15 protein-coding genes are annotated in these 17,102 nt (G+C 71.8%); 7 read left to right on the top strand and 8 right to left on the bottom strand.

Annotated elements, in window-relative coordinates; genetic code table 11:
• Positions 1-69 precede the first annotated feature (69 nt).
• Both G412_RS0109510 and G412_RS0109505 read right to left on the bottom strand, forming a co-directional pair.
• Positions 70-1,155: a lactonase family protein gene (locus G412_RS0109510; RefSeq protein ID WP_051338225.1), complete on the bottom strand. Its 1,086-nt coding sequence runs from the start codon at positions 1,153-1,155 to the stop codon at positions 70-72.
• Positions 1,156-1,267: 112 nt separating this feature from the next.
• A complete protein-coding gene (locus tag G412_RS0109505) occupies positions 1,268-2,776 on the bottom strand; it encodes an FUSC family protein (protein ID WP_028811899.1) in 1,509 nt (502 codons plus the stop codon).
• 240 nt (positions 2,777-3,016) lie between these two features.
• On the opposite strand from G412_RS0109505, the gene G412_RS0109500 reads away from it, so the two are divergent.
• From G412_RS0109500 to G412_RS0109490, 3 genes are all read left to right on the top strand, one after another.
• On the top strand, positions 3,017-3,499 hold the full coding sequence (locus tag G412_RS0109500) for an Lrp/AsnC family transcriptional regulator (protein ID WP_028811898.1): 483 nt from the start codon (positions 3,017-3,019) through the stop codon (positions 3,497-3,499).
• Positions 3,500-3,524: 25 nt separating this feature from the next.
• The gene (locus G412_RS0109495) at positions 3,525-4,229 is read left to right on the top strand and encodes an HAD family hydrolase (protein ID WP_028811897.1); all 705 of its coding nucleotides are present in this window, start codon (positions 3,525-3,527) and stop codon (positions 4,227-4,229) included.
• 191 nt (positions 4,230-4,420) lie between these two features.
• Positions 4,421-5,254 carry a D-alanyl-D-alanine carboxypeptidase family protein gene (locus G412_RS0109490; protein ID WP_078606884.1) on the top strand — a complete coding sequence of 278 codons (834 nt, stop codon included), beginning with the start codon at positions 4,421-4,423 and terminating at the stop codon, positions 5,252-5,254.
• A gap of 74 nt (positions 5,255-5,328) precedes the next feature.
• Here the strand turns inward: G412_RS0109490 and G412_RS0109485 are convergent, their stop codons facing one another.
• Positions 5,329-6,513, bottom strand: a complete 1,185-nt coding sequence (locus G412_RS0109485; protein WP_028811895.1) for a zinc-dependent alcohol dehydrogenase — start codon at positions 6,511-6,513, stop codon at positions 5,329-5,331.
• Between the two features lie 142 nt (positions 6,514-6,655).
• Here G412_RS0109485 and G412_RS0109480 point away from each other — a divergent pair, with 142 nt between their 5' ends.
• Positions 6,656-6,922, top strand: a complete 267-nt coding sequence (locus tag G412_RS0109480) for a WhiB family transcriptional regulator (protein WP_028811894.1) — start codon at positions 6,656-6,658, stop codon at positions 6,920-6,922.
• A gap of 112 nt (positions 6,923-7,034) precedes the next feature.
• Here G412_RS0109480 and G412_RS0109475 read toward each other — a convergent pair whose 3' ends face one another.
• The gene (locus tag G412_RS0109475; RefSeq protein WP_028811893.1) at positions 7,035-7,457 is read right to left on the bottom strand and encodes a secondary thiamine-phosphate synthase enzyme YjbQ; all 423 of its coding nucleotides are present in this window, start codon (positions 7,455-7,457) and stop codon (positions 7,035-7,037) included.
• 19 nt (positions 7,458-7,476) lie between these two features.
• Positions 7,477-7,767, bottom strand: a complete 291-nt coding sequence (locus tag G412_RS0109470) for a hypothetical protein (RefSeq protein WP_028811892.1) — start codon at positions 7,765-7,767, stop codon at positions 7,477-7,479.
• Positions 7,768-7,852: 85 nt separating this feature from the next.
• Between G412_RS0109470 and G412_RS33735 the strand changes: the two genes are divergently transcribed.
• Positions 7,853-9,079 (top strand): NAD(P)-binding domain-containing protein, encoded by a 1,227-nt coding sequence (locus tag G412_RS33735; RefSeq protein ID WP_078606883.1) that lies wholly within the window; start codon positions 7,853-7,855, stop codon positions 9,077-9,079.
• Between the two features lie 4 nt (positions 9,080-9,083).
• Here G412_RS33735 and mltG read toward each other — a convergent pair whose 3' ends face one another.
• Both mltG and G412_RS0109455 read right to left on the bottom strand, forming a co-directional pair.
• A complete protein-coding gene (mltG, locus tag G412_RS0109460; RefSeq protein WP_028811891.1) occupies positions 9,084-9,905 on the bottom strand; it encodes an endolytic transglycosylase MltG in 822 nt (273 codons plus the stop codon).
• A 111-nt stretch (positions 9,906-10,016) separates the two neighbouring features.
• Positions 10,017-11,828 (bottom strand): ABC transporter ATP-binding protein, encoded by a 1,812-nt coding sequence (locus G412_RS0109455; RefSeq protein WP_028811890.1) that lies wholly within the window; start codon positions 11,826-11,828, stop codon positions 10,017-10,019.
• A gap of 110 nt (positions 11,829-11,938) precedes the next feature.
• On the opposite strand from G412_RS0109455, the gene G412_RS0109450 reads away from it, so the two are divergent.
• Positions 11,939-12,394, top strand: coding sequence for a MarR family winged helix-turn-helix transcriptional regulator (locus tag G412_RS0109450; RefSeq protein ID WP_028811889.1), 456 nt, complete (start codon positions 11,939-11,941; stop codon positions 12,392-12,394).
• A 19-nt stretch (positions 12,395-12,413) separates the two neighbouring features.
• On the top strand, positions 12,414-15,353 hold the full coding sequence (locus G412_RS0109445) for an FAD-binding and (Fe-S)-binding domain-containing protein (protein WP_028811888.1): 2,940 nt from the start codon (positions 12,414-12,416) through the stop codon (positions 15,351-15,353).
• 68 nt (positions 15,354-15,421) lie between these two features.
• Here the strand turns inward: G412_RS0109445 and G412_RS0109440 are convergent, their stop codons facing one another.
• Complete coding sequence (locus tag G412_RS0109440; RefSeq protein ID WP_028811887.1) at positions 15,422-17,059, bottom strand: peptide-N4-asparagine amidase; 1,638 nt, start codon at positions 17,057-17,059, stop codon at positions 15,422-15,424.
• Positions 17,060-17,102: the final 43 nt, after the last annotated feature.

The following is a 17,102-nucleotide window of genomic DNA, read 5'->3' as shown; positions in this document are numbered from 1 at the left end:
ACCGAGTGACACTCACCGAGTGACACTCACCGAGTGACACTCACCGGTGCGGGCCCTCGGGCGCTCCTGTCAGCCGAAGACGACGCAGGACGCCGCCGGGGCCTGTATGGAGCCGGCCCGGCGCGGGACGCCCGTCTCCTGGTCGATGTCGAACCAGGTGACGTCCCCGGAGCGTTCGTTGGCGGCGTACAGCCTGCGTCCCGAGGGGTCCAGGGTGAGGTCGCGCGGCCAGTGACCGCCGCACTCCACCGTCGTCACGAACCGCGCGTTGGCGCCGGACGCGTCGAGCGCGATCACGGCGATGCTGTCGTGCCCGCGGCCGGCCGCCCAGAGGAAGCGCCCGTCGTGGGCGACGACCACCGCGGAGGGGTACGTCGCTCCGTCGGCGCCCGGCTCCACGACAGGGACCTCACCGAGCGGTACGAGCACACCCGACTCGGCGTCCCAGCGGCAGACGGTGACGGCCGGCTCCAGCTCGCCCAGGACGTACGCGTGACCGCCTGCGGGGTGGAAGGCCAGGTGGCGCGGCCCGGTGCCCGGCCGCAGCGCGGTCTCGGTGTGCACGCGCAGCGTCCCGGTGGACGAAGCGAGTGCGCAGACCCGTACGGAGTCGGTGCCGAGGTCGACGCTGAGCACCCACCGTCCCGTGGGGTCGGGCAGCACCTGGTGCGCGTGCGGTCCCGCCTGCCGGTCCTGGTCGGGACCGTTGCCCCGGTGGTGCAGTACGCCGGTGGCCGCTTCCGGGGCGCCGTCCGCGCCGACCGGGAGCACCGTGACGCTCCCCGAGCCGTAGTTCGCGGTCACCAGATGCCCGGCGGCCGGCGTGAGGTGGGTGGGCGCGGCGCCGCCCACGAGGACCGGCTCACCGGCCGGGAGCGGGGCGCCGTCGCCGGTCACGTCGAAGGCGGCGACCGCCCCGTCCTCGGTCTCGCTCACGGCGTAGAGGATCTTTCCACCGGGGGCGAGCGCGAGGAACGACGGGTCGGCGACGGCGTCGGTGGATCCGAGCACGGTCAGGGCGCCTGTCTCCGGGTCCACGGCGGCGGCGGTGATCCCGCGTCCCCCTGCCGAGGTGAACGACCCGATGAACGCCCGCCCGGCCCGCCGGGACCTCCCAGTTCGCCCAGCCCGTTCGGCCTCGTTGCTGCTGCTCACCGTGGAGCCCCTTTCCGCCAGTTGACCGCGTACAGCCGCAAGACTGTGACAGCTTCGATCACATTCTGCCGGGGCGGCGGTCCGCTCGGTGGGGGCGGTTGCCGGCCCCGGCTCAGGCGCTCACCACGGGGGCGCGCGGCGAGGTGCGCAGGGGCGTGGCGAGGTCGGCGAGCGCCCTCTCCAGCTCGTGGAGATGACGCAGGGCGGCCTCGGCCCCCGGGTGGTGCCCGGACGCCTGTACGGGCGCCAGCGGCGGCTCCGCGCCCTCGGGCCTGGCCGACGGCGATACGAGCGCCTCCACCGCGGCCTCCACACGCCAGCAGGCGGCCGCGAGGCGGGCGTCGTGGGAGGCGTCGGGGTCGGCGGCGACGGAGGCGAGGGCCCGTACCAGCCGGGCGCAGTCGTCGAGCAGGGCGATGACCTGGCGGGCGCGGGCCTTGCGGGCGCGCAGCGGGCTGAGCGGGTGCACCAGCGGGGCGAGCGAGATCCGCACCCGGCCGAGGAGGAGTTCCAGTTCGGCGACGCGGTGCGCCGGGTCGGCCGTGTCGTCCCCGGCCAGCCGGCGGGCGGCGTCCGCCGTGCAGGCGCGCACGCAGTGCAGGGCGCGCTGGATCCAGGCGTCGGTCGTGCCGTGGGTGGTGACGGGCAGGACGAGGGCGACGGCGAGGGCCGCGCCGATCGCGCCGACGGCGGTCTCCTCGAAGCGCAGGAGGAGCAGTCCGGGGTGCAGGACGCCGAGGAGTCCGTACAGCAGACCGGCCATGACGGTCACGAAGAACATCATCCAGCTGTACGAGGGAGCGGCCGTGTAGAAGATCCCGAACACGCAGACGGCGACGAGCGCGGCGGTCGGCGCGGGGGCCCCGGCGACCGGTACGGCGATCAGCAGGCCGGCCCCGATGCCGGCGACCGTACCGAGTACGCGACGGAAGCCGCGTACCAGGGTCTCGCCGCGCGCCGTGGTGTTGACGAAGATCCACCAGGCTGTGCCGACGGCCCAGTACCAGCGCTCCTGGGAGAGCAGCTGGCCCAGGGCGAGCGCGAACGCGCACGCCGCGGTGACCTGGAACGCCTGCCGGGTGGTCGGCCGGGAGAGGCCGCGCCCGGTCAGCGGCGGCGGGACGGCGGGCGGCGGGGTGCGCCGTTCGATGCACCACGCCCCGAAGCGCACGGCGGCCGCCACGGCGACGGCGAGCGCGAGTGCGCCGTACAGCTCGGGCAGCTGGCCGGGGACGGCGTGCAGGAACTGGGTGGCGAAGAACTGCATGAACGCGAAGATGCCGAGCGCGTGCCCGCGCGGCCCCCACCGCCTGGCGTACGCGCCGCAGAAGACGACCAGCAGGAACGCCAGGTCGCGCAGGAGCGGTGCGCCGTGCAGCGCTGTCGCGAGGGCGAGCACGGGGAAGCCCGCGACCGGGAGCAGGGCGGTCGTGGCGGCCTGGCGGCGCACGGTCGCGTCCTGGACGGTGAAGAGCGCGAGCAGCGCGGCCAGGCCCGCGGTGATGGAGGCGGTCAGGGACAGCCCGGCCAGTTCGGCGGCCGCCACCGAAAGACCCACGCCGATGACGGCGCGCGTGGAGACGCGCAGGCGCAGGAGGCCCGGATCAGGAGCGGTAAACATCCTCTTCACGACGGTAGGTTCCGCCCCCCTTCGGCGTACGAAGCATCCGCTTCGGACTTCAGACATGGCGAAGGCGCCGCGGGTCCGGAAGGCGGCTTCGTTGCCGTCCGGCGCTGGCGGCGCCATCAATAAGTAAAAGGAAAGCATCAAGAGGCACAGTGGCTCAACTCGTCCCCATACGACTGGACCATTGGTACAGTCGATGGTCCGGCAGCAGGGCCAGAAGGAGACCAACGGATCATGGCAGTGGACGAGCTCGACACCCGCATCCTGCGGCTCCTCATCGAGCAGCCGCGCACCAGCGTGCGTGAGTACGCCCGTCTGCTCGGCATCGCGCGGGGAACGCTCCAGGCCCGCCTCGACCGGCTGGAGCGCGACGGTGTGATCACCGGTACGGGTCCCAGCCTCTCCCCCGCCGCCCTCGGCCACCCCGTGCTCGCCTTCGTGCACGTCGAGGTCACGCAGGGGCATCTGGACGAGGTGGGCGACGCCCTGGCGGCCGTACCGGAGATCATCGAGGCGTTCTCCATCACCGGCGGCGGGGACCTGCTGACGCGGGTGGCCGCGCGTGACGCCGGGCATCTGGAGGACGTCATCCAGCGGCTGATCCAGATTCCCGGCGTCGTACGGACACGGACCGAGGTGGCGCTGCGCGAGCGGGTCCCGCACCGGCTGCTTCCGCTGGTCGAGTCGGTGGGCCGGGCGGCCGCGAAGCGGGACTGACCGGCCGGCTTGGCATGCTGGTGCCATGAGCCTCCCGCCCCGCACCTCGGTCATCTTCGATCTCGACGGCACGCTCGTGGACAGCGAGCCGAACTACTACCGGGCGGGCAGGCAGTTGCTCGCCCGGTACGGCGTCACGGACTTCGGCTGGGAGGACCACACCCGCTTCATCGGCATCGGCACGCGCGAGACGCTGGCCGCCCTGCGTGAGCAGTACGGGATCACCGCGCCGCTCGACGAGCTACTCGCCGGCAAGAACCGGCTGTACCTGGAGCTGGCCGCCGCGTCCACCGAAGTCTTCCCCGAGATGCGGAAGTTCGCGGAACGGCTGCACGCCGAGGGGACCGCGATGATCGTGGCCTCCGGCTCCTCGCGGGCCGCCATCGAGGCCGTGCTCGCCGGCACCGGTCTGGACACCCTGATCACCGAGGTTGTCTCCGCCGAAGAGGTCCCGTACGGCAAGCCCGCGCCCGATGTCTTCCTGGAGGCCGCGCGCAGGATCGGCGCCGCGCCGGCCGACTGCGTGGTCCTGGAGGACGCCCCGGCGGGCGCGGCGGCGGCGAACGCCGCGGGCATGCGCTGCGTCGCCGTGCCGTACGTGCGCGGGACGCAGGACGATCCGGCGTTCGCCACGGCCGGGCTGCTCTTCCCCGGCGGCCAGGACGAGTTCACGGCGCAGGCCGCGTACCACTGGCTCCGCCGGCGGCCCGCTGCGTCAACTCCGGCTTGAACACGTCACATCATCTGCCTTCACGCACACCCCACCGTTCCCGCGCTGCGAAGCTGATGCGAGCATGCCGTTCAACAGATGTGTCCAGTGAGTGAAACGGAGATCCATACGTGAGATCAGGGGGCATTTCAGTCCGCCGGTGGGGGACGGCGCTGGTCGCGTCGACGGCGGCATTCGCGGTGATCACACCCATGTCCTCCGCACAGGCGGCCACCGGTCCTTCCGTTCGCGCGAAGGGCGCGTTCCTGCTCGACAGCAAGCCGAACAAGACGCTGTGGAGCAAGGCCGCCGACACCAAGCGGCAGATGGCCAGCACGACGAAGGTCATGACGGCCGTCGTGGTGCTGGAGACCCGTGGCGTGGACCTCAACAAGAAGATCACCGTCAAGCAGAGCTACCGCGACTACGTCGCGCGTAACGGTGCGAGCACGGCCGATCTGAAGAAGGGCGACAAGCTCTCGGTGCGTCAGCTGCTGTACGGGCTGATGCTGCCGTCGGGCTGCGACGCCGCGTACGCCCTGGCCGACACGTTCGGCACGGGCACCACCGAGGCGGCCCGCACCAAGTCGTTCATCTCCAAGATGAACAAGAAGGCCTCGGACTTGGGGATGGCCAACACCAAGTACGACTCCTTCGACGGCATTTCGCAGGCGGGGAGCAACTACACCACGCCGCGCGACTCGGCCAAGCTGGCCCGGCGCGCCCTCGGGAACTCGACCTTCGGGTCGGTCGTGAAGGCCACCAGCACCAAGCAGACGGCCACCAACGGCCGGGTGTACACCTGGTACAACACGAACAAGCTGCTCGGTTCGTACAGCGGCGCGATCGGCATCAAGACCGGTACCGGTTCCGTCGCGGGTCCCTGCCTGGTGTTCGCCGCCAAGCGGGGCGACCGGACGGTCGCGGGCGTCGTTCTCAACAGCCCGGACCGTTACACGGACGCCAAGAAGATGCTCGACTGGGCGTTCAGGACCCGCACCACGATGAAGCTGCGCACGCTCCCGGCGGGAGCCGAGCAGGACTAGTCACACGGCAGTACGGAACGCCCCGGCCGGACGCTTTCCGGCCGGGGCGTTCTCGTCCCGTCGGCGGGCAGACCTCAGGGCTTGAGCAGCGTCTTGATCATTCCGTCCTGCTTGGTCTGGAACATCTCGTACGCCCTCGGCGCGTCCGCGAGCGGCATGGAGTGGGTGGCGAAGCCCTCGACGCCCAGGGGGTCGCCGTCGGTGAGGAGCGGCAGGATGTCGTCCACCCAGCGCTTGACGTTGGCCTGGCCCATCCGCAACTGGATCTGCTTGTCGAAGAGCGTCAGCATCGGCATCGGGTCCGCCATGCCGCCGTACACGCCGGACAGCGAGATCGTGCCGCCCCGGCGCACCACGTCGATCGCGGTGTACAGGGCGTGCAGGCGGTCCACACCGGCGTGTTCCATCAGCCGTTGGCTCACCGCGTCGGGCAGCAGGCCGGTCACCCACTGCGCCGCCTTGGCGACGGGAGCACCATGTGCCTCCATGCCGACGGCGTCGATCACGGCGTCGGTGCCCCGGCCGCCGGTCAGGTCGCGAATGGCGTCGGGGAGGTCCTTGCCGTAACCGCGCAGGTCGAGCGCCTTGACACCACGGGTGCCCGCGCGGCTCAGCCGCTCCGGCACCAGGTCGACGCCGACCACCAGGCTCGCGCCCCGGTGCAGCGCGACGCGGGCCGCCATTTCGCCGATGGGGCCGAGGCCGAGTACGGTCACGGTGCCGCCGGGCGGAATGGCGGCGTACTCGACGGCCTGCCAGGCGGTGGGCAGCACGTCGGAGAGGTAGACGAAGCGTTCGTCGGGCGGCCCTTCGGGCACTTTGACGGGCAGGCTGTCACCGAACGGTACGCGCAGGAACTCGGCCTGGCCGCCGGGGACTTGACCGTACAGCTTGGTGTATCCGAACAGCGCCGCGCCCATGCCGCGCTCCCGGACCTGGGTGGTCTCGCACTGCGAGTGCAGGCCCTGCTCGCACATGAAGCAGTGCTGGCAGGAGACATTGAAAGGGATCACGACCCGGTCGCCCGGCGCGAGCGTGGAGACGCCCGCGCCCACTTCCTCGACCACGCCCATCGGCTCGTGTCCCAGGATGTCTCCCGGATCCAGATAGGGCCCCAGGACCTCGTACAGATGCAGGTCGGAACCGCAGATGCCGGTCGAGGTGACGCGTACGATCACGTCGGTCGGCTCTTTCAGCTGCGGGTCGGGCACCGTCTCCACCCGTACGTCCCGCCTTCCGTGCCAGGTCAGTGCGCGCATCGCTCTCTCCTCCTCGCCGGCTCCCTACGTGGCTGCGGGTCCCCCCGGCGGGCGCCGCCATTCCTGAATGTCCGGATCGCGCACACGCCGGGGTTTGCCCCCGGACGGGGCGGGCACCCGGCGGCTCATGGACGGGCTCCCGATGGACCAGAGGTGGTTGCGCAGGGCTGCGTGCGCGGACACCGACCCGGAAATCTTCTTCCCCGTGGGGGTCAAGGGGCCCGCACTGGACGAGCAGGCGGCGGCCAAGGAGGTGTGCGGGCGCTGCCCCGTGACGCGGCAGTGCCTCACCTACGCGGTGCGTTCGGGACAGCGCACCGGGGTGTGGGGCGGCCTGAGTGAGGAGGAGCGCTCCGCGCTGCACCGGGCGGGTGCGCGATCCGGCCGCAGGACGGGCGCTCAGGACTGAGCCGGTACTGGCGGGTGCGCGGTCCGGCCGCCGTCTGTGCTGCCTGTGCTCTTCCGGGCCCGGAGGGCCTTGATCATCGGTGACCCGATGCAGGACAGCCCGCCGGGGCGGCCTAGCCGAGGAAACTCAGGCGGACCCGGCGGTCGGGGTTGTCCTTGTTGGTGTCGACCAGGCAGACCGACTGCCAGGTGCCCAGTTCCAGGCGGCCGCCGATCACGGGCAGTGTCGCGTGCGGGGGGACCAGGGCGGGGAGTACGTGGTCGCGGCCATGGCCGGGGGTGCCGTGGCGGTGTTGCCAGCGGTCGTCGGCGGGAAGCAGGGTGTGCAGCGCGGCGAGGAGGTCGCTGTCGCTGCCGGCGCCCGTTTCCAGGATCGCGATGCCGGCCGTCGCGTGCGGGACGAAAACGTTGAGCAGACCGTCCCTGCCCCGTGCGGCCTGCTGGAGGAACTGCTCGCAGTCGTGGGTCAGGTCGGCCACGGTCTCGTCCGTACCGGTGGTGACGTTCAGGATGCGGGTGGTGAAGGCGTCGGACATGCCTCCATCATGCACACGACTACGCACCCGGCAGGGTGTCCAGGTCCGGTTGGACCTCCACTGTGCATTCGGCGTCCTCCGGGCCGACGCCCTCGATGTCGCGCCATACGCAGATACGTACGTGATGGACGCCCGAGCCCTCGTGGTCCCACTCCGTCGCAAGGTCACGCACCACCACCGCCGCCACGAATTCGGCGTCCTCGGGCTGGGTGGCGGTGGTGATGGTGCCCCGGTAGCGGGCCCCGAGGGGGCGCCAGCCGGCGCTTCCTGCGGGTGCGTCCACGCGGTACACGTAATCGACGGGGGTCATTCCGGCACCGTACCCACATCGCGGGGAATTACGTGGGGCGGAAAGTGGCGGGAAGATCCGCAGCCCTCGGCCTGTTAGTAGAAACATGAACAATATTGGGGTGCGGGACGTGGACGTGGTCGTCATCGGCGCCGGGCAGGCCGGTCTGTCCAGCGCCTACCACCTGCGGCGGGCCGGCCTGGAGCCCGGCCGCGACTTCGTCATCCTCGACCACTCCCCGCGCCCCGGCGGCGCGTGGCAGTTCCGGTGGCCCTCGCTGACGTACGGCAAGGTCCACGGCATGCATGCCCTGCCGGGCATGGAGCTGACCGGCGCCGACGACAACCGTCCCTCCTCCGAGGTCATCGGGGAGTACTTCGCGACGTACGAACGGACCTTCGACCTGCGGGTACGCCGGCCCGTCGCGGTGTCCGCGGTGCGCGGCGGAGCGGACGGGCGGCTGCTCGTCGAAACGTCGCAGGGAACCTGGTCGGCGCGCGCCCTGATCAACGCCACTGGCACCTGGGACCGGCCCTTCTGGCCCCGCTACCCCGGCCAGGAGACTTTCCGCGGGCGGCAGTTGCACACCGCGAACTATCCGGGGCCGCAGGAGTTCGCCGGGCAGCGGGTGGTCGTCGTGGGCGGCGGGACCTCCGGCGTACAGCATCTGATGGAGATCGCCGGCGTCGCGGCGGAGACGGCATGGGTGACGCGGCGGCCGCCGGTCTTCCGTGACGGTCCGTTCGGCGAGGACCAGGGGCGGGCGGCGGTCGCGCTCGTCGACGAGCGGGTACGGCGCGGTCTGCCGCCGCAGAGCGTCGTGTCGGTGACCGGCCTGCCCGTGACCGAGGCGGTCGCGCGGGCTCGTGCGGAGGGCGTGCTGGAGCGGCTGCCGATGTTCGACCGGATTACGCCGAACGGGGTGGCCTGGGCCGACGGGGGTACGGTCGATGCCGACGTCATCCTGTGGGCCACCGGGTTTCGCGCCGTGACCGACCACCTGGCGCCGCTCAGGCTGCGCGAGCGGGGTGGCGGCATCCGTGTGGAGGGCACGCGGGCGGCGCGCGACGAGCGGATCCACCTGGTGGGGTACGGGCCGTCGGCCAGCACCATCGGGGCCAACCGGGCGGGGCGGGCGGCCGTGCGCGGGATCATGCGGCTGCTGGAGCGGCCGCCGACCGGGCGCGTGGCGGCACAGGCGGTACCGGGGCCGGCGCGGCCGGTGGCACAGCCGATGGCTCCGGAGCGCCTGGCTGCGCAGGCCGTTCCGGTGCCGGTGCGGCCGGTGGCCTCGGAGAGCGTGGCTGCGCAGGCCCTTCCGGTCGGGGGCTGAGGCGTCAGCCGCCGTTCTTGCTCACGCCTCTGCGGTTCGCGTTGAACTCCTCGACGTTCTTGCGCTGTTCGGCGTAGCTCGCCGTGAAGCGGGTGTCCCCGGGCGCGACGGTGACGAAGTACAGCCAGTCCCCCGGCGGCGGTTTCAGCGTCGCGTCCATCGCCTGCCGGCCCGGATTGCCGATCGGCGTCGGTGGCAGGCCGGTGCGCTCGTACGTGTTGTACGGGGTGTCGATCTTCGTGTCCGCGTGCGTGGTGTCGAGGGTCGAACGCTTCAGCGCGTAGTTCAGCGTCGAGTCCATCTGGAGCGGCATGCCGCGCGTCAGCCGGTTGTCGATGACCCGCGCGACCTTCCCCATGTCCTCCGCCGTGTCCGCCTCGGCCTGCACGATGCTGGCGATGACGACCTTCCGGTACGCCGCGGGCGTGGACCCGAAGTTCTTGCCCGCCGTGTTGACCATGTACGAGAGCAGACTCGCCGGTGTCGTCTTCTCGTCGACGGGATAGGTGGCCGGGAAGAGGTAGCCCTCAGGATTCTCCCTGGCCGCGCGCGGCAGCTTCAGATATGCCGTGCGCGCCGCCTTCTCGGTCGTTCCCGGTACGACGCCGAGCTCCTTGTCGACCGCTGCGTACACCTGGGAGGACCGCCATCCCTCCGGGATCAGGAGGCTCCGCGGCTCGCGCTTCTCCTCCTTGAGCAGCAGCAGAGGCACCAGGACCGCGGCGGTCACCACCGTGGCGGCCATGCCCACGATCAGCAGCAGTCGGCCGCGGCGCCCCGGACGGGGGCTGCTCGCGGGCCCTTTCTGTGCGGACTCGTTCTCCATGCGGGCACGCTAACCCGCCTCGCCCGCCGTTGCCGGGACCCCGGGGCCCCGGGGACGGCAACCGGCTCACCCCGTGCGGCATGAGCACACGAGCGCGAGGTGGAGGAGCTGTCAGGTGGCGGCCGGGGACAGCCGGGCGTCCCGGCGCACCAGCGCCGCGTACCGGCCGCCGTGGGCGAGCAGTTCCTCGTGGGTGCCGCGCTCGACGGTCTTTCCGCCGTCGAGGACGACGATCTGGTCGGCGTCCCTGACCGTGGAGAGCCGGTGCGCGATGGTGATGGTCGTACGGCCCGCCGAGAGCGCGTCGATGGCCCGCTGCACGGCGTGTTCCGTACGGGTGTCGAGCGCGCTCGTCGCCTCGTCGAGGATGAGGACGGGCGGATCGCGCAGGATGGTCCGGGCGATCGCCAGGCGCTGCTTCTCACCGCCGGAGAAGCGGTATCCCCGCTCGCCGACCAAGGTGTCGTATCCGTCGGGCAGTGAGGCGATGTGGTCGTGGATCTGCGCGGCCTCGGCAGCGGCGCGCAGCTCCTCGTCGGTCGCGTCGGGCTTGGCGAAGCGCAGGTTGTCGGCGACGGAGGCGTGGAAGAGATACGTCTCCTGGGAGACCACGCCGACGGCGCGGGCCAGCGTGTCGAAGTCCAGGTCGCGCACGTCGACGCCGTCGAGGGTGACGCCGCCGTCCGTCACGTCGTACAGCCGGGGCACCAGATAGCTGAGCGTGCTCTTGCCCGAGCCCGTGGGCCCGACGATGGCCAGGCTGCCGCCCGCCGGGACCGTGATGTCGATGCCGGTGAGAGTCGCACCGCTCTTCTCGTCGTACGTGAAGTGGACGTCGTCGAAGCGCACTTCGCCGCGGATCTTCTCCAGCCGGACCGGCTTCTCGGGCTCGGTGATGTCCACCGGCAGGTCGAGGTACTCGAAGATCCGCTGGAAGAGGGCGAGCGAGGCCTGCATCTGCACACCCGTCGACAGGAGGCTGACGGCGGGCCGGAAGAGTCCCTGCTGGAGCGAGACGAAGGCGACGAGCGTACCGAGCGAGACGGCTGCGCCGCCGGTCTGCATGGTCAGGCCGGCCGCCCAGTAGATGACGGCGGGCATGGCGGCCATGACGATGCCGATGGTGGACATCCGCCAGCGCCCGGCCATGTTGGAGCGCACTTCGAGGTCGACGAGGCGCTCCGACTCGTCGGCGAAGGACTTGGTGAGGGAGTCGGCGCGGCCCATGGTGCGGCCGAGCAGAATGCCGCTGACCGACAGCGACTCGGTGACGGTGGCGGCCATCGAGGCCATCTGTTTCTGCCGCTGCGTGGTGATCTTCTTGCGCTCGCGCCCGACCCGGCGGCTGATCCACACGAACACCGGCAGCAGGAGCAGCGAGACGACGGTCAGCCGCCAGTCGAGGGCCAGCATGGCGACGACCGTGGCCACGACCGAGGTGAGGTTCGAGACGAGCGAGGTGGCGGTGGAGGTCACCGTCGCCTGCATGCCGCCGATGTCGTTGGCGATACGGGACTGCACCTCGCCGGTGCGGGTCCTGGTGAAGAAGGCGAGCGGCATGCGCTGCAACTGGGCGTAGACGGCGGTGCGCAGGTCGTGCATGACACGCTGGCCGACCGTCGTGGAGATCAGCGTCTGGAGCACGCCGAAGACGCTCGTCACCACGGCGGTGAGGATCATGCCGAGGGCGAGCAGGCTCAGCAGCCCCGTGCGCCTCTGCGGGATCGCGGTGTCGAGGATCTCCTTGAGCAGGAACGGGGAGGCGACAGCGACGAGGGACGAGGCGGCGACGAGCAGGCCGACGACGGCCAGCCGGCCCCGGTAGGGGCGGAAGAGCCGGAGAATGCGGCGTACTTGCGCGGGCTCCTCCGGCTGGGCGGGATCGCGGGCCGGTGGTGTCCACGTGGGTCGATCGGGGTGCATGGGCTCCTTCGCGCGGGTGATATTACGGCGACTCTCAGAGCCTAGCTCATTGTTACCTGTACTCACAATGACTCTATTCACCGTGAGCAAGGTCCTGATATCGTGCGGGTATGAGCACCTCAGACGCCGACGGCCTGCTGGCCGAGCAGCTTCTCCGGCTGACGCGCCGGCTTCACCGGATCCAGCGTCAGCAGATGGAGCCGATCGGCATCACTCCGGCCCAGTCACGCCTGCTGCGCACCGTTTCGCACTACGACCTGCACCACGAGCCGCCGCCGAGGATGGCCGACCTCGCCAAGCGCCTCGACGTGGTCCCCCGCGCCGTGACCACCCTCGTCGACGGCCTGGAGGCGAGCGGCCGGGTGCGCCGCGTGCCCGATCCCACCAACCGACGGGTGATAAGGATCGAGCTCACCGACACCGGCCGGGCCACACTCCGCGCTCTTCGCAACGCGCGCCGCGACGCCGCGGAGGACATCCTGGCTCCATTGACCACCGAGCAGCGCGAGGTGCTCGGTGACCTGCTGTCCGCTCTGGTCGACGGAATGCCGGAGCGCCGCTGCTGAGCCGAGGGGACGGACCTGAATGCCGCTGCTGGAGCCGGACCCCGGATCGCTGCGCCCCGCCACCCCGCACGGTCCCGCACCGGACCGAGTGCCGGACGCCCTGGCCGGCGGCTCACCCGAGCCGCTGCGCGGCGAGCTGACCGCGCTCCTCGGTGCGGACAAGGTGCTGTGGAAGGTCTCCGACCTCGTGCGGTACGCGTCCGACGCCAGCCCGTACCGTTTCGTCCCGCGGGTCGTCGTAGTGGCCGAGAACCTCGACGACATCTCGGCGGTGCTCTCGTACGCCCACCGCAGGGGCCGCGAGGTCGTCTTCCGTGCGGCGGGCACGTCGCTCAACGGCCAGGCCCAGGGCGAGGACATCCTCGTCGACGTGCGCCGCCACTGGGCGGGCATCGAGGTCCTGGACGACGGCGCCCGCGCGCGGATCCGTCCGGGCACGACGGTCGTACGGGCCAACGCCTCCCTCGCGCGCCACGGCCGCGTCCTCGGCCCCGACCCGGCGAGCGCCCTTGCCTGCACGATCGGCGGTGTTGTCGCGAACAACGCGTCCGGCATGACGGCGGGCACCGCCCGCAACTCCTACCGCACGGTCGCCTCCCTCACCTTCGTGCTGCCGGCCGGCACGGTCGTCGACACGGCGGACCCGGCGGCCGACGAGAAACTGGCGCACGCGGAACCCGGCCTGTGCGCGGGGCTCATGGCGATCAAGGCGGAGATCGAGGCGGACGCGGAGCTGACCGCCCGTATCCGTGCCAAGTACGAGATCAAGAACACCAACGGCTACCGGCTCGACGCCTTCCTCGACGGCGCGACTCCCGTGCAGATCCTGCGCGGCCTGATGGTGGGCTCCCAGGGCACCTTCGGCTTCATCTCCGAGGTGGTCTTCGACACGCTGCCGCTGGACCGCAGGCTGTCGGCCGCGCTGCTCTTCTTCCCCACGCTCTCCGCGGCGGCCGCGGCCGCCCCGCGCTTCACCGACGCGGGGGCGGTCGCCGTGGAGCTGATGGACGGCAATACGCTGCGCGCCTCGGTGAGCGTCGAGGGCGTACCGGCGGACTGGGCGCGGCTGCCCGGGGAGACGACGGCGCTGCTGGTGGAGTTCCGGGCGCCCGACGAGGCGGGGCTGGAGGCGTACGAACGGGCGGCGGCCGAGGTGCTCAGTCGGCTGGGACCGGCCGCCCCCGCCGCCCCGGTCGCCTCGGTGACGAATGCGTTCACCCGTGACGCGCGGACGATCGCCGGGTACTGGAAGGCCCGCGAGGCGTTCGTCACGGCGGTAGGCGGCGCCCGCCCCGCCGGTACGACCCTGATCACCGAGGACTTCGCCGTACCGCCGTCGCGGCTCGCGGAGGCCTGCGAGGCCCTCCTGCGGCTCCAGGGCCGGCACGGATTCGACGCGGCCGTGGCGGGCCACGCCGCGCACGGCAACCTCCACTTCCTGCTGGCATTCGACGCCGCCGACCCGGCGGACGTCGCGCGCTACGCCGCCTTCATGGACGACTTCTGCCGGCTGACCGTCGAGCACTTCGACGGCTCGCTCAAGGCCGAGCACGCCACCGGCCGCAACATCGCGCCCTTCCTCGAACTGGAATGGGGACCGAAGGCGACGGAACTCATGTGGCGGACGAAGCAGGTGATCGACCCCGCCGGAATCCTCGCGCCGCGCGTCGTCCTGGACCGCGACCCCGAGGCGCATCTGCGCGGCCTCAAAACGATCCCCAGGGTCGATCCGATCGCCGACCCGTGCATCGAGTGCGGCTTCTGCGAACCGACCTGCCCCAGCACCGATCTGACGACCACTCCGCGCCAGCGCATCGTGCTGCGCAGGGAGATGATGCGCCAGGCCGCCGGTTCGCCGGTCCAGGACGGTCTGCTCGACGCGTACGGCTACGACGCGGTGGACACGTGCGCCGGGGACTCGACGTGCAAGCTCGCGTGCCCCGTCGGTATCGACACCGGCGCGCTGATGAAGGACTTCAGGCACCGCCGCCATTCGCCGCGCGAGGAACGGATCGCGGCGCTGGCCGCCGGACAATTCAAGGCGGTCGAGACCGCCGCGCGCCTCGCGGTGGCGGCGGCGCACCGCCTCGACGACCGGCTCCTCCAGGCGGCCACGGGTCTCGCGCGCAGGGCCGTACGTCCCGACCTGGTGCCGCAGTGGCTGCCGCAGATGCCGGGCCCCGCCGCCCGCCCCCTGCCCCGCACCGCACGCACGGGCGCGCACGCCGTCTACTACCCGGCCTGTGTGAACCGCGTCTTCGGTGAGCCGGAGCGCTACTGGGGCCCCTCGCTCCCGCAGGCCGTCGTCGCCGTGTCGGAGCGCGCCGGAAAGCCGGTGTGGATCCCCGGCGATGTCGCGGGCACCTGCTGCGCGACCATCTGGCACTCGAAGGGCTACGAGGCCGGCAACACCGTCATGGCCAACCGCATCGTCGAGGCCGCCTGGGGGTGGACGGCGGGCGGCACGCTGCCACTGGTCGTCGACGCGTCCTCCTGCACACTGGGCCTCGCGCACGAGGTGGTGCCGTATCTCACCGACGCCAACCGGGAACTGCACGCGGAGCTCACCGTCGTCGACTCGGTCGCCTGGGCCGCCGACGAGCTGCTCCCCCACCTGTCGGTGCTGCGCAGGGCCGACTCCGCCGTCCTCCATCCGACGTGTTCCATGCGCCACTTGGGCGACGAGGCGCGGTTTCGCACCGTCGCCCGGGCGTGCGCCGGGGAAGTCGTCGTACCGGACGATGTCCGCTGCTGCGCGTTCGCCGGGGACCGCGGGATGCTGCACACGGAGCTGACGGAGTCGGCTACGGCGCGGGAGGCCGCGGAGGTCGGGGCGCGCGAGTACGACGTGTATCTCTGCGCGAACCGGATGTGCGAGGTGGGGATGGAGCGCGCGACGGGCCGCGCGTACCGGTCCGTGCTGCTGGAGCTCGAACGCGTGACCCGGCCCGCGACCTGACTTGTCATCAGCTCGCTGGCCGGGCGGGCGCGGAGCGGCGGCGGTGCCGTGCCCGGCGGGCGCGCGGGTCAGCAGCGCAGCCGGTCCTCCGTCACGGTTCCCTGCGCCGTCTTCAGGCTCCGGTCGTAGCAGCCGGCCGTGCCGTGCAGCCGGTAGCGCTCGCTCGACGTGCCCACGGCGTGCCGCTGGTCGCGCGGGACGTTCGCGGTGTACGTCGCGTCGCCCTCGTACGCGTCGTCCAGCCACGACCAGGACACCCGCTTGCCGCCCCGCTCCGTGGCCGTGCCGGCTCGGTCGCCGAGCGCGAGCACGGTGCGCAGCCGGTCACCGGCGCCCAGCGTCGTCGTACCGTCCATCGTGTACGTGCGGTGGGCGCGCACGGCGGTGGCCGGGCCGCGGCCGTCGGTGGTGACGGTCTCGTTGTCCGTCCATGTGCCCTTGAGCGCGTCGGTGCTGGCGGCCGCGCCGTCGGTCCAGCGGTGGACGGAGGTGTGGGCGAGGGTGCGGTCGACGGTGGTGACGACGCGGCCGTGCGAGGTGTTCACATGACCGGAGACGGTGAGCCGGTGGCCGCCCCTGGTGTCGACGCGGTGCTGCGAACCCGCGGTGTACGCCGAGGAGTTGGCCGGGGCGCCATTGTCGTGCCGGGTCAGCGCGCCCGTGACGACCTCGCTGCCCTCGTCCTGCCACACCAGCACATTGACCGGGGTGCTCCAGCCGGTCTGCCCCTCGGGAACACCCACCACCGAGACCTCCACGCGGTGCGGGCGGCCGTCATTGAGCCTGCCCGCGAAGGGCGTCAGGTCGTACTGGACGGGCTTGACGTCGAAGGCGCGCGGGCCGGGGATCACGTACCAGAGGAAGGGGTTGGACCAGCCGCCCGTCCAGACCGTCGGGAACGGCGCGGCGATGCCCGCGAGCTGCCCGTCGATCTTGATCTGCACCTCGCGGTAGGGCCCGTCGGGCGTCATGCAGGAGTACGGCGCCTCCTCGGGGACGGACAGGTACCAGTACTCCTCGCAGCCGCCGCCCGAGCCCGTCGCGTACACCTCGGCGAGGATGCGCTCGGAGTTGCGCGGGGTGGTGAGCGACTGCCCGTCGAGGGTGAGGACGCGGTCCGGGGTGGCGGCCGGCTTGGTGCGGCCTTCGGCGGCGTAGAAGGTCAGGGTCGCCTCGACGTCGATGACGCCGGTGTACGTCTCGTTGACGACGTTGCCGATGAGCATCTCGACGGGCTGCTCGCGGCGCAGGGTGTCGCTGTAGCGCGTGACGTCCTTCTCCACGGACCAGGTGATGCCTTCGGGCGAGGGCTGCGGGGTGGAGGTGCGGAGTACCTCCACCCCACCGATGTGCAGGTGGCCGAGCCGGTCGTACTGCCGGCCCGCGACTTTGCCTTCGAGGCGGAGCACCACCTTGCTCCACCGGTCGCCGCACTCCTTCGGGGGCGCGTATCCGCCCTTGTACGGCGTGAAGTCACGGAACTGGGCCCGCGCGACCGTCACTTGGCAGGAGCGGGTGCCGGGGGTGGTGACGGGTGGCGCCGCGGTGACGGGATCGTGCCAGTCGCTGCCGAATTCGGCGGGCGGGTCGACGGGGGCCGGCGCCGCGTTCGGCGCGGTCGCCGCGCCGGCCTGCCCCGCTCCGAACGCCGATCCGGCGGCCAGGGCAAGACTCGCGAGCATGCACATGACTTTTGGTCTTCTCATGCGTCAGGAGTGAAGCGCGGGACGGACCGGAGCGCCAGAGCGA

Source organism: Streptomyces flavidovirens DSM 40150 (assembly GCF_000429085.1).
In the GTDB taxonomy this organism is placed as follows: domain Bacteria; phylum Actinomycetota; class Actinomycetes; order Streptomycetales; family Streptomycetaceae; genus Streptomyces; species Streptomyces flavidovirens.
The sequence above is the reverse complement of the archived record's forward strand: the minus strand, read 5'-3'. Positions and strand labels throughout refer to the sequence as shown.

Excerpts from the sequence above, each read along its gene's own strand:
- G412_RS0109505 (WP_028811899.1), bottom strand. The coding sequence starts at position 2,776 with ATGTTTACCGCTCCTGATCCGGGCCTCCTGCGCCTGCGCGTCTCCACG.
- G412_RS0109500 (WP_028811898.1), top strand. The coding sequence starts at position 3,017 with ATGGCAGTGGACGAGCTCGACACCCGCATCCTGCGGCTCCTCATCGAG.
- G412_RS0109495 (WP_028811897.1), top strand. The coding sequence starts at position 3,525 with ATGAGCCTCCCGCCCCGCACCTCGGTCATCTTCGATCTCGACGGCACG.
- G412_RS0109490 (WP_078606884.1), top strand. The coding sequence starts at position 4,421 with ATGTCCTCCGCACAGGCGGCCACCGGTCCTTCCGTTCGCGCGAAGGGC.
- G412_RS0109485 (WP_028811895.1), bottom strand. The coding sequence starts at position 6,513 with ATGCGCGCACTGACCTGGCACGGAAGGCGGGACGTACGGGTGGAGACG.
- G412_RS0109480 (WP_028811894.1), top strand. The coding sequence starts at position 6,656 with ATGGACCAGAGGTGGTTGCGCAGGGCTGCGTGCGCGGACACCGACCCG.
- G412_RS0109475 (WP_028811893.1), bottom strand. The coding sequence starts at position 7,457 with ATGTCCGACGCCTTCACCACCCGCATCCTGAACGTCACCACCGGTACG.
- G412_RS0109470 (WP_028811892.1), bottom strand. The coding sequence starts at position 7,767 with ATGACCCCCGTCGATTACGTGTACCGCGTGGACGCACCCGCAGGAAGC.
- G412_RS33735 (WP_078606883.1), top strand. The coding sequence starts at position 7,853 with ATGAACAATATTGGGGTGCGGGACGTGGACGTGGTCGTCATCGGCGCC.
- mltG (WP_028811891.1), bottom strand. The coding sequence starts at position 9,905 with ATGGAGAACGAGTCCGCACAGAAAGGGCCCGCGAGCAGCCCCCGTCCG.
- G412_RS0109455 (WP_028811890.1), bottom strand. The coding sequence starts at position 11,828 with ATGCACCCCGATCGACCCACGTGGACACCACCGGCCCGCGATCCCGCC.
- G412_RS0109450 (WP_028811889.1), top strand. The coding sequence starts at position 11,939 with ATGAGCACCTCAGACGCCGACGGCCTGCTGGCCGAGCAGCTTCTCCGG.
- G412_RS0109445 (WP_028811888.1), top strand. The coding sequence starts at position 12,414 with ATGCCGCTGCTGGAGCCGGACCCCGGATCGCTGCGCCCCGCCACCCCG.
- G412_RS0109440 (WP_028811887.1), bottom strand. The coding sequence starts at position 17,059 with ATGAGAAGACCAAAAGTCATGTGCATGCTCGCGAGTCTTGCCCTGGCC.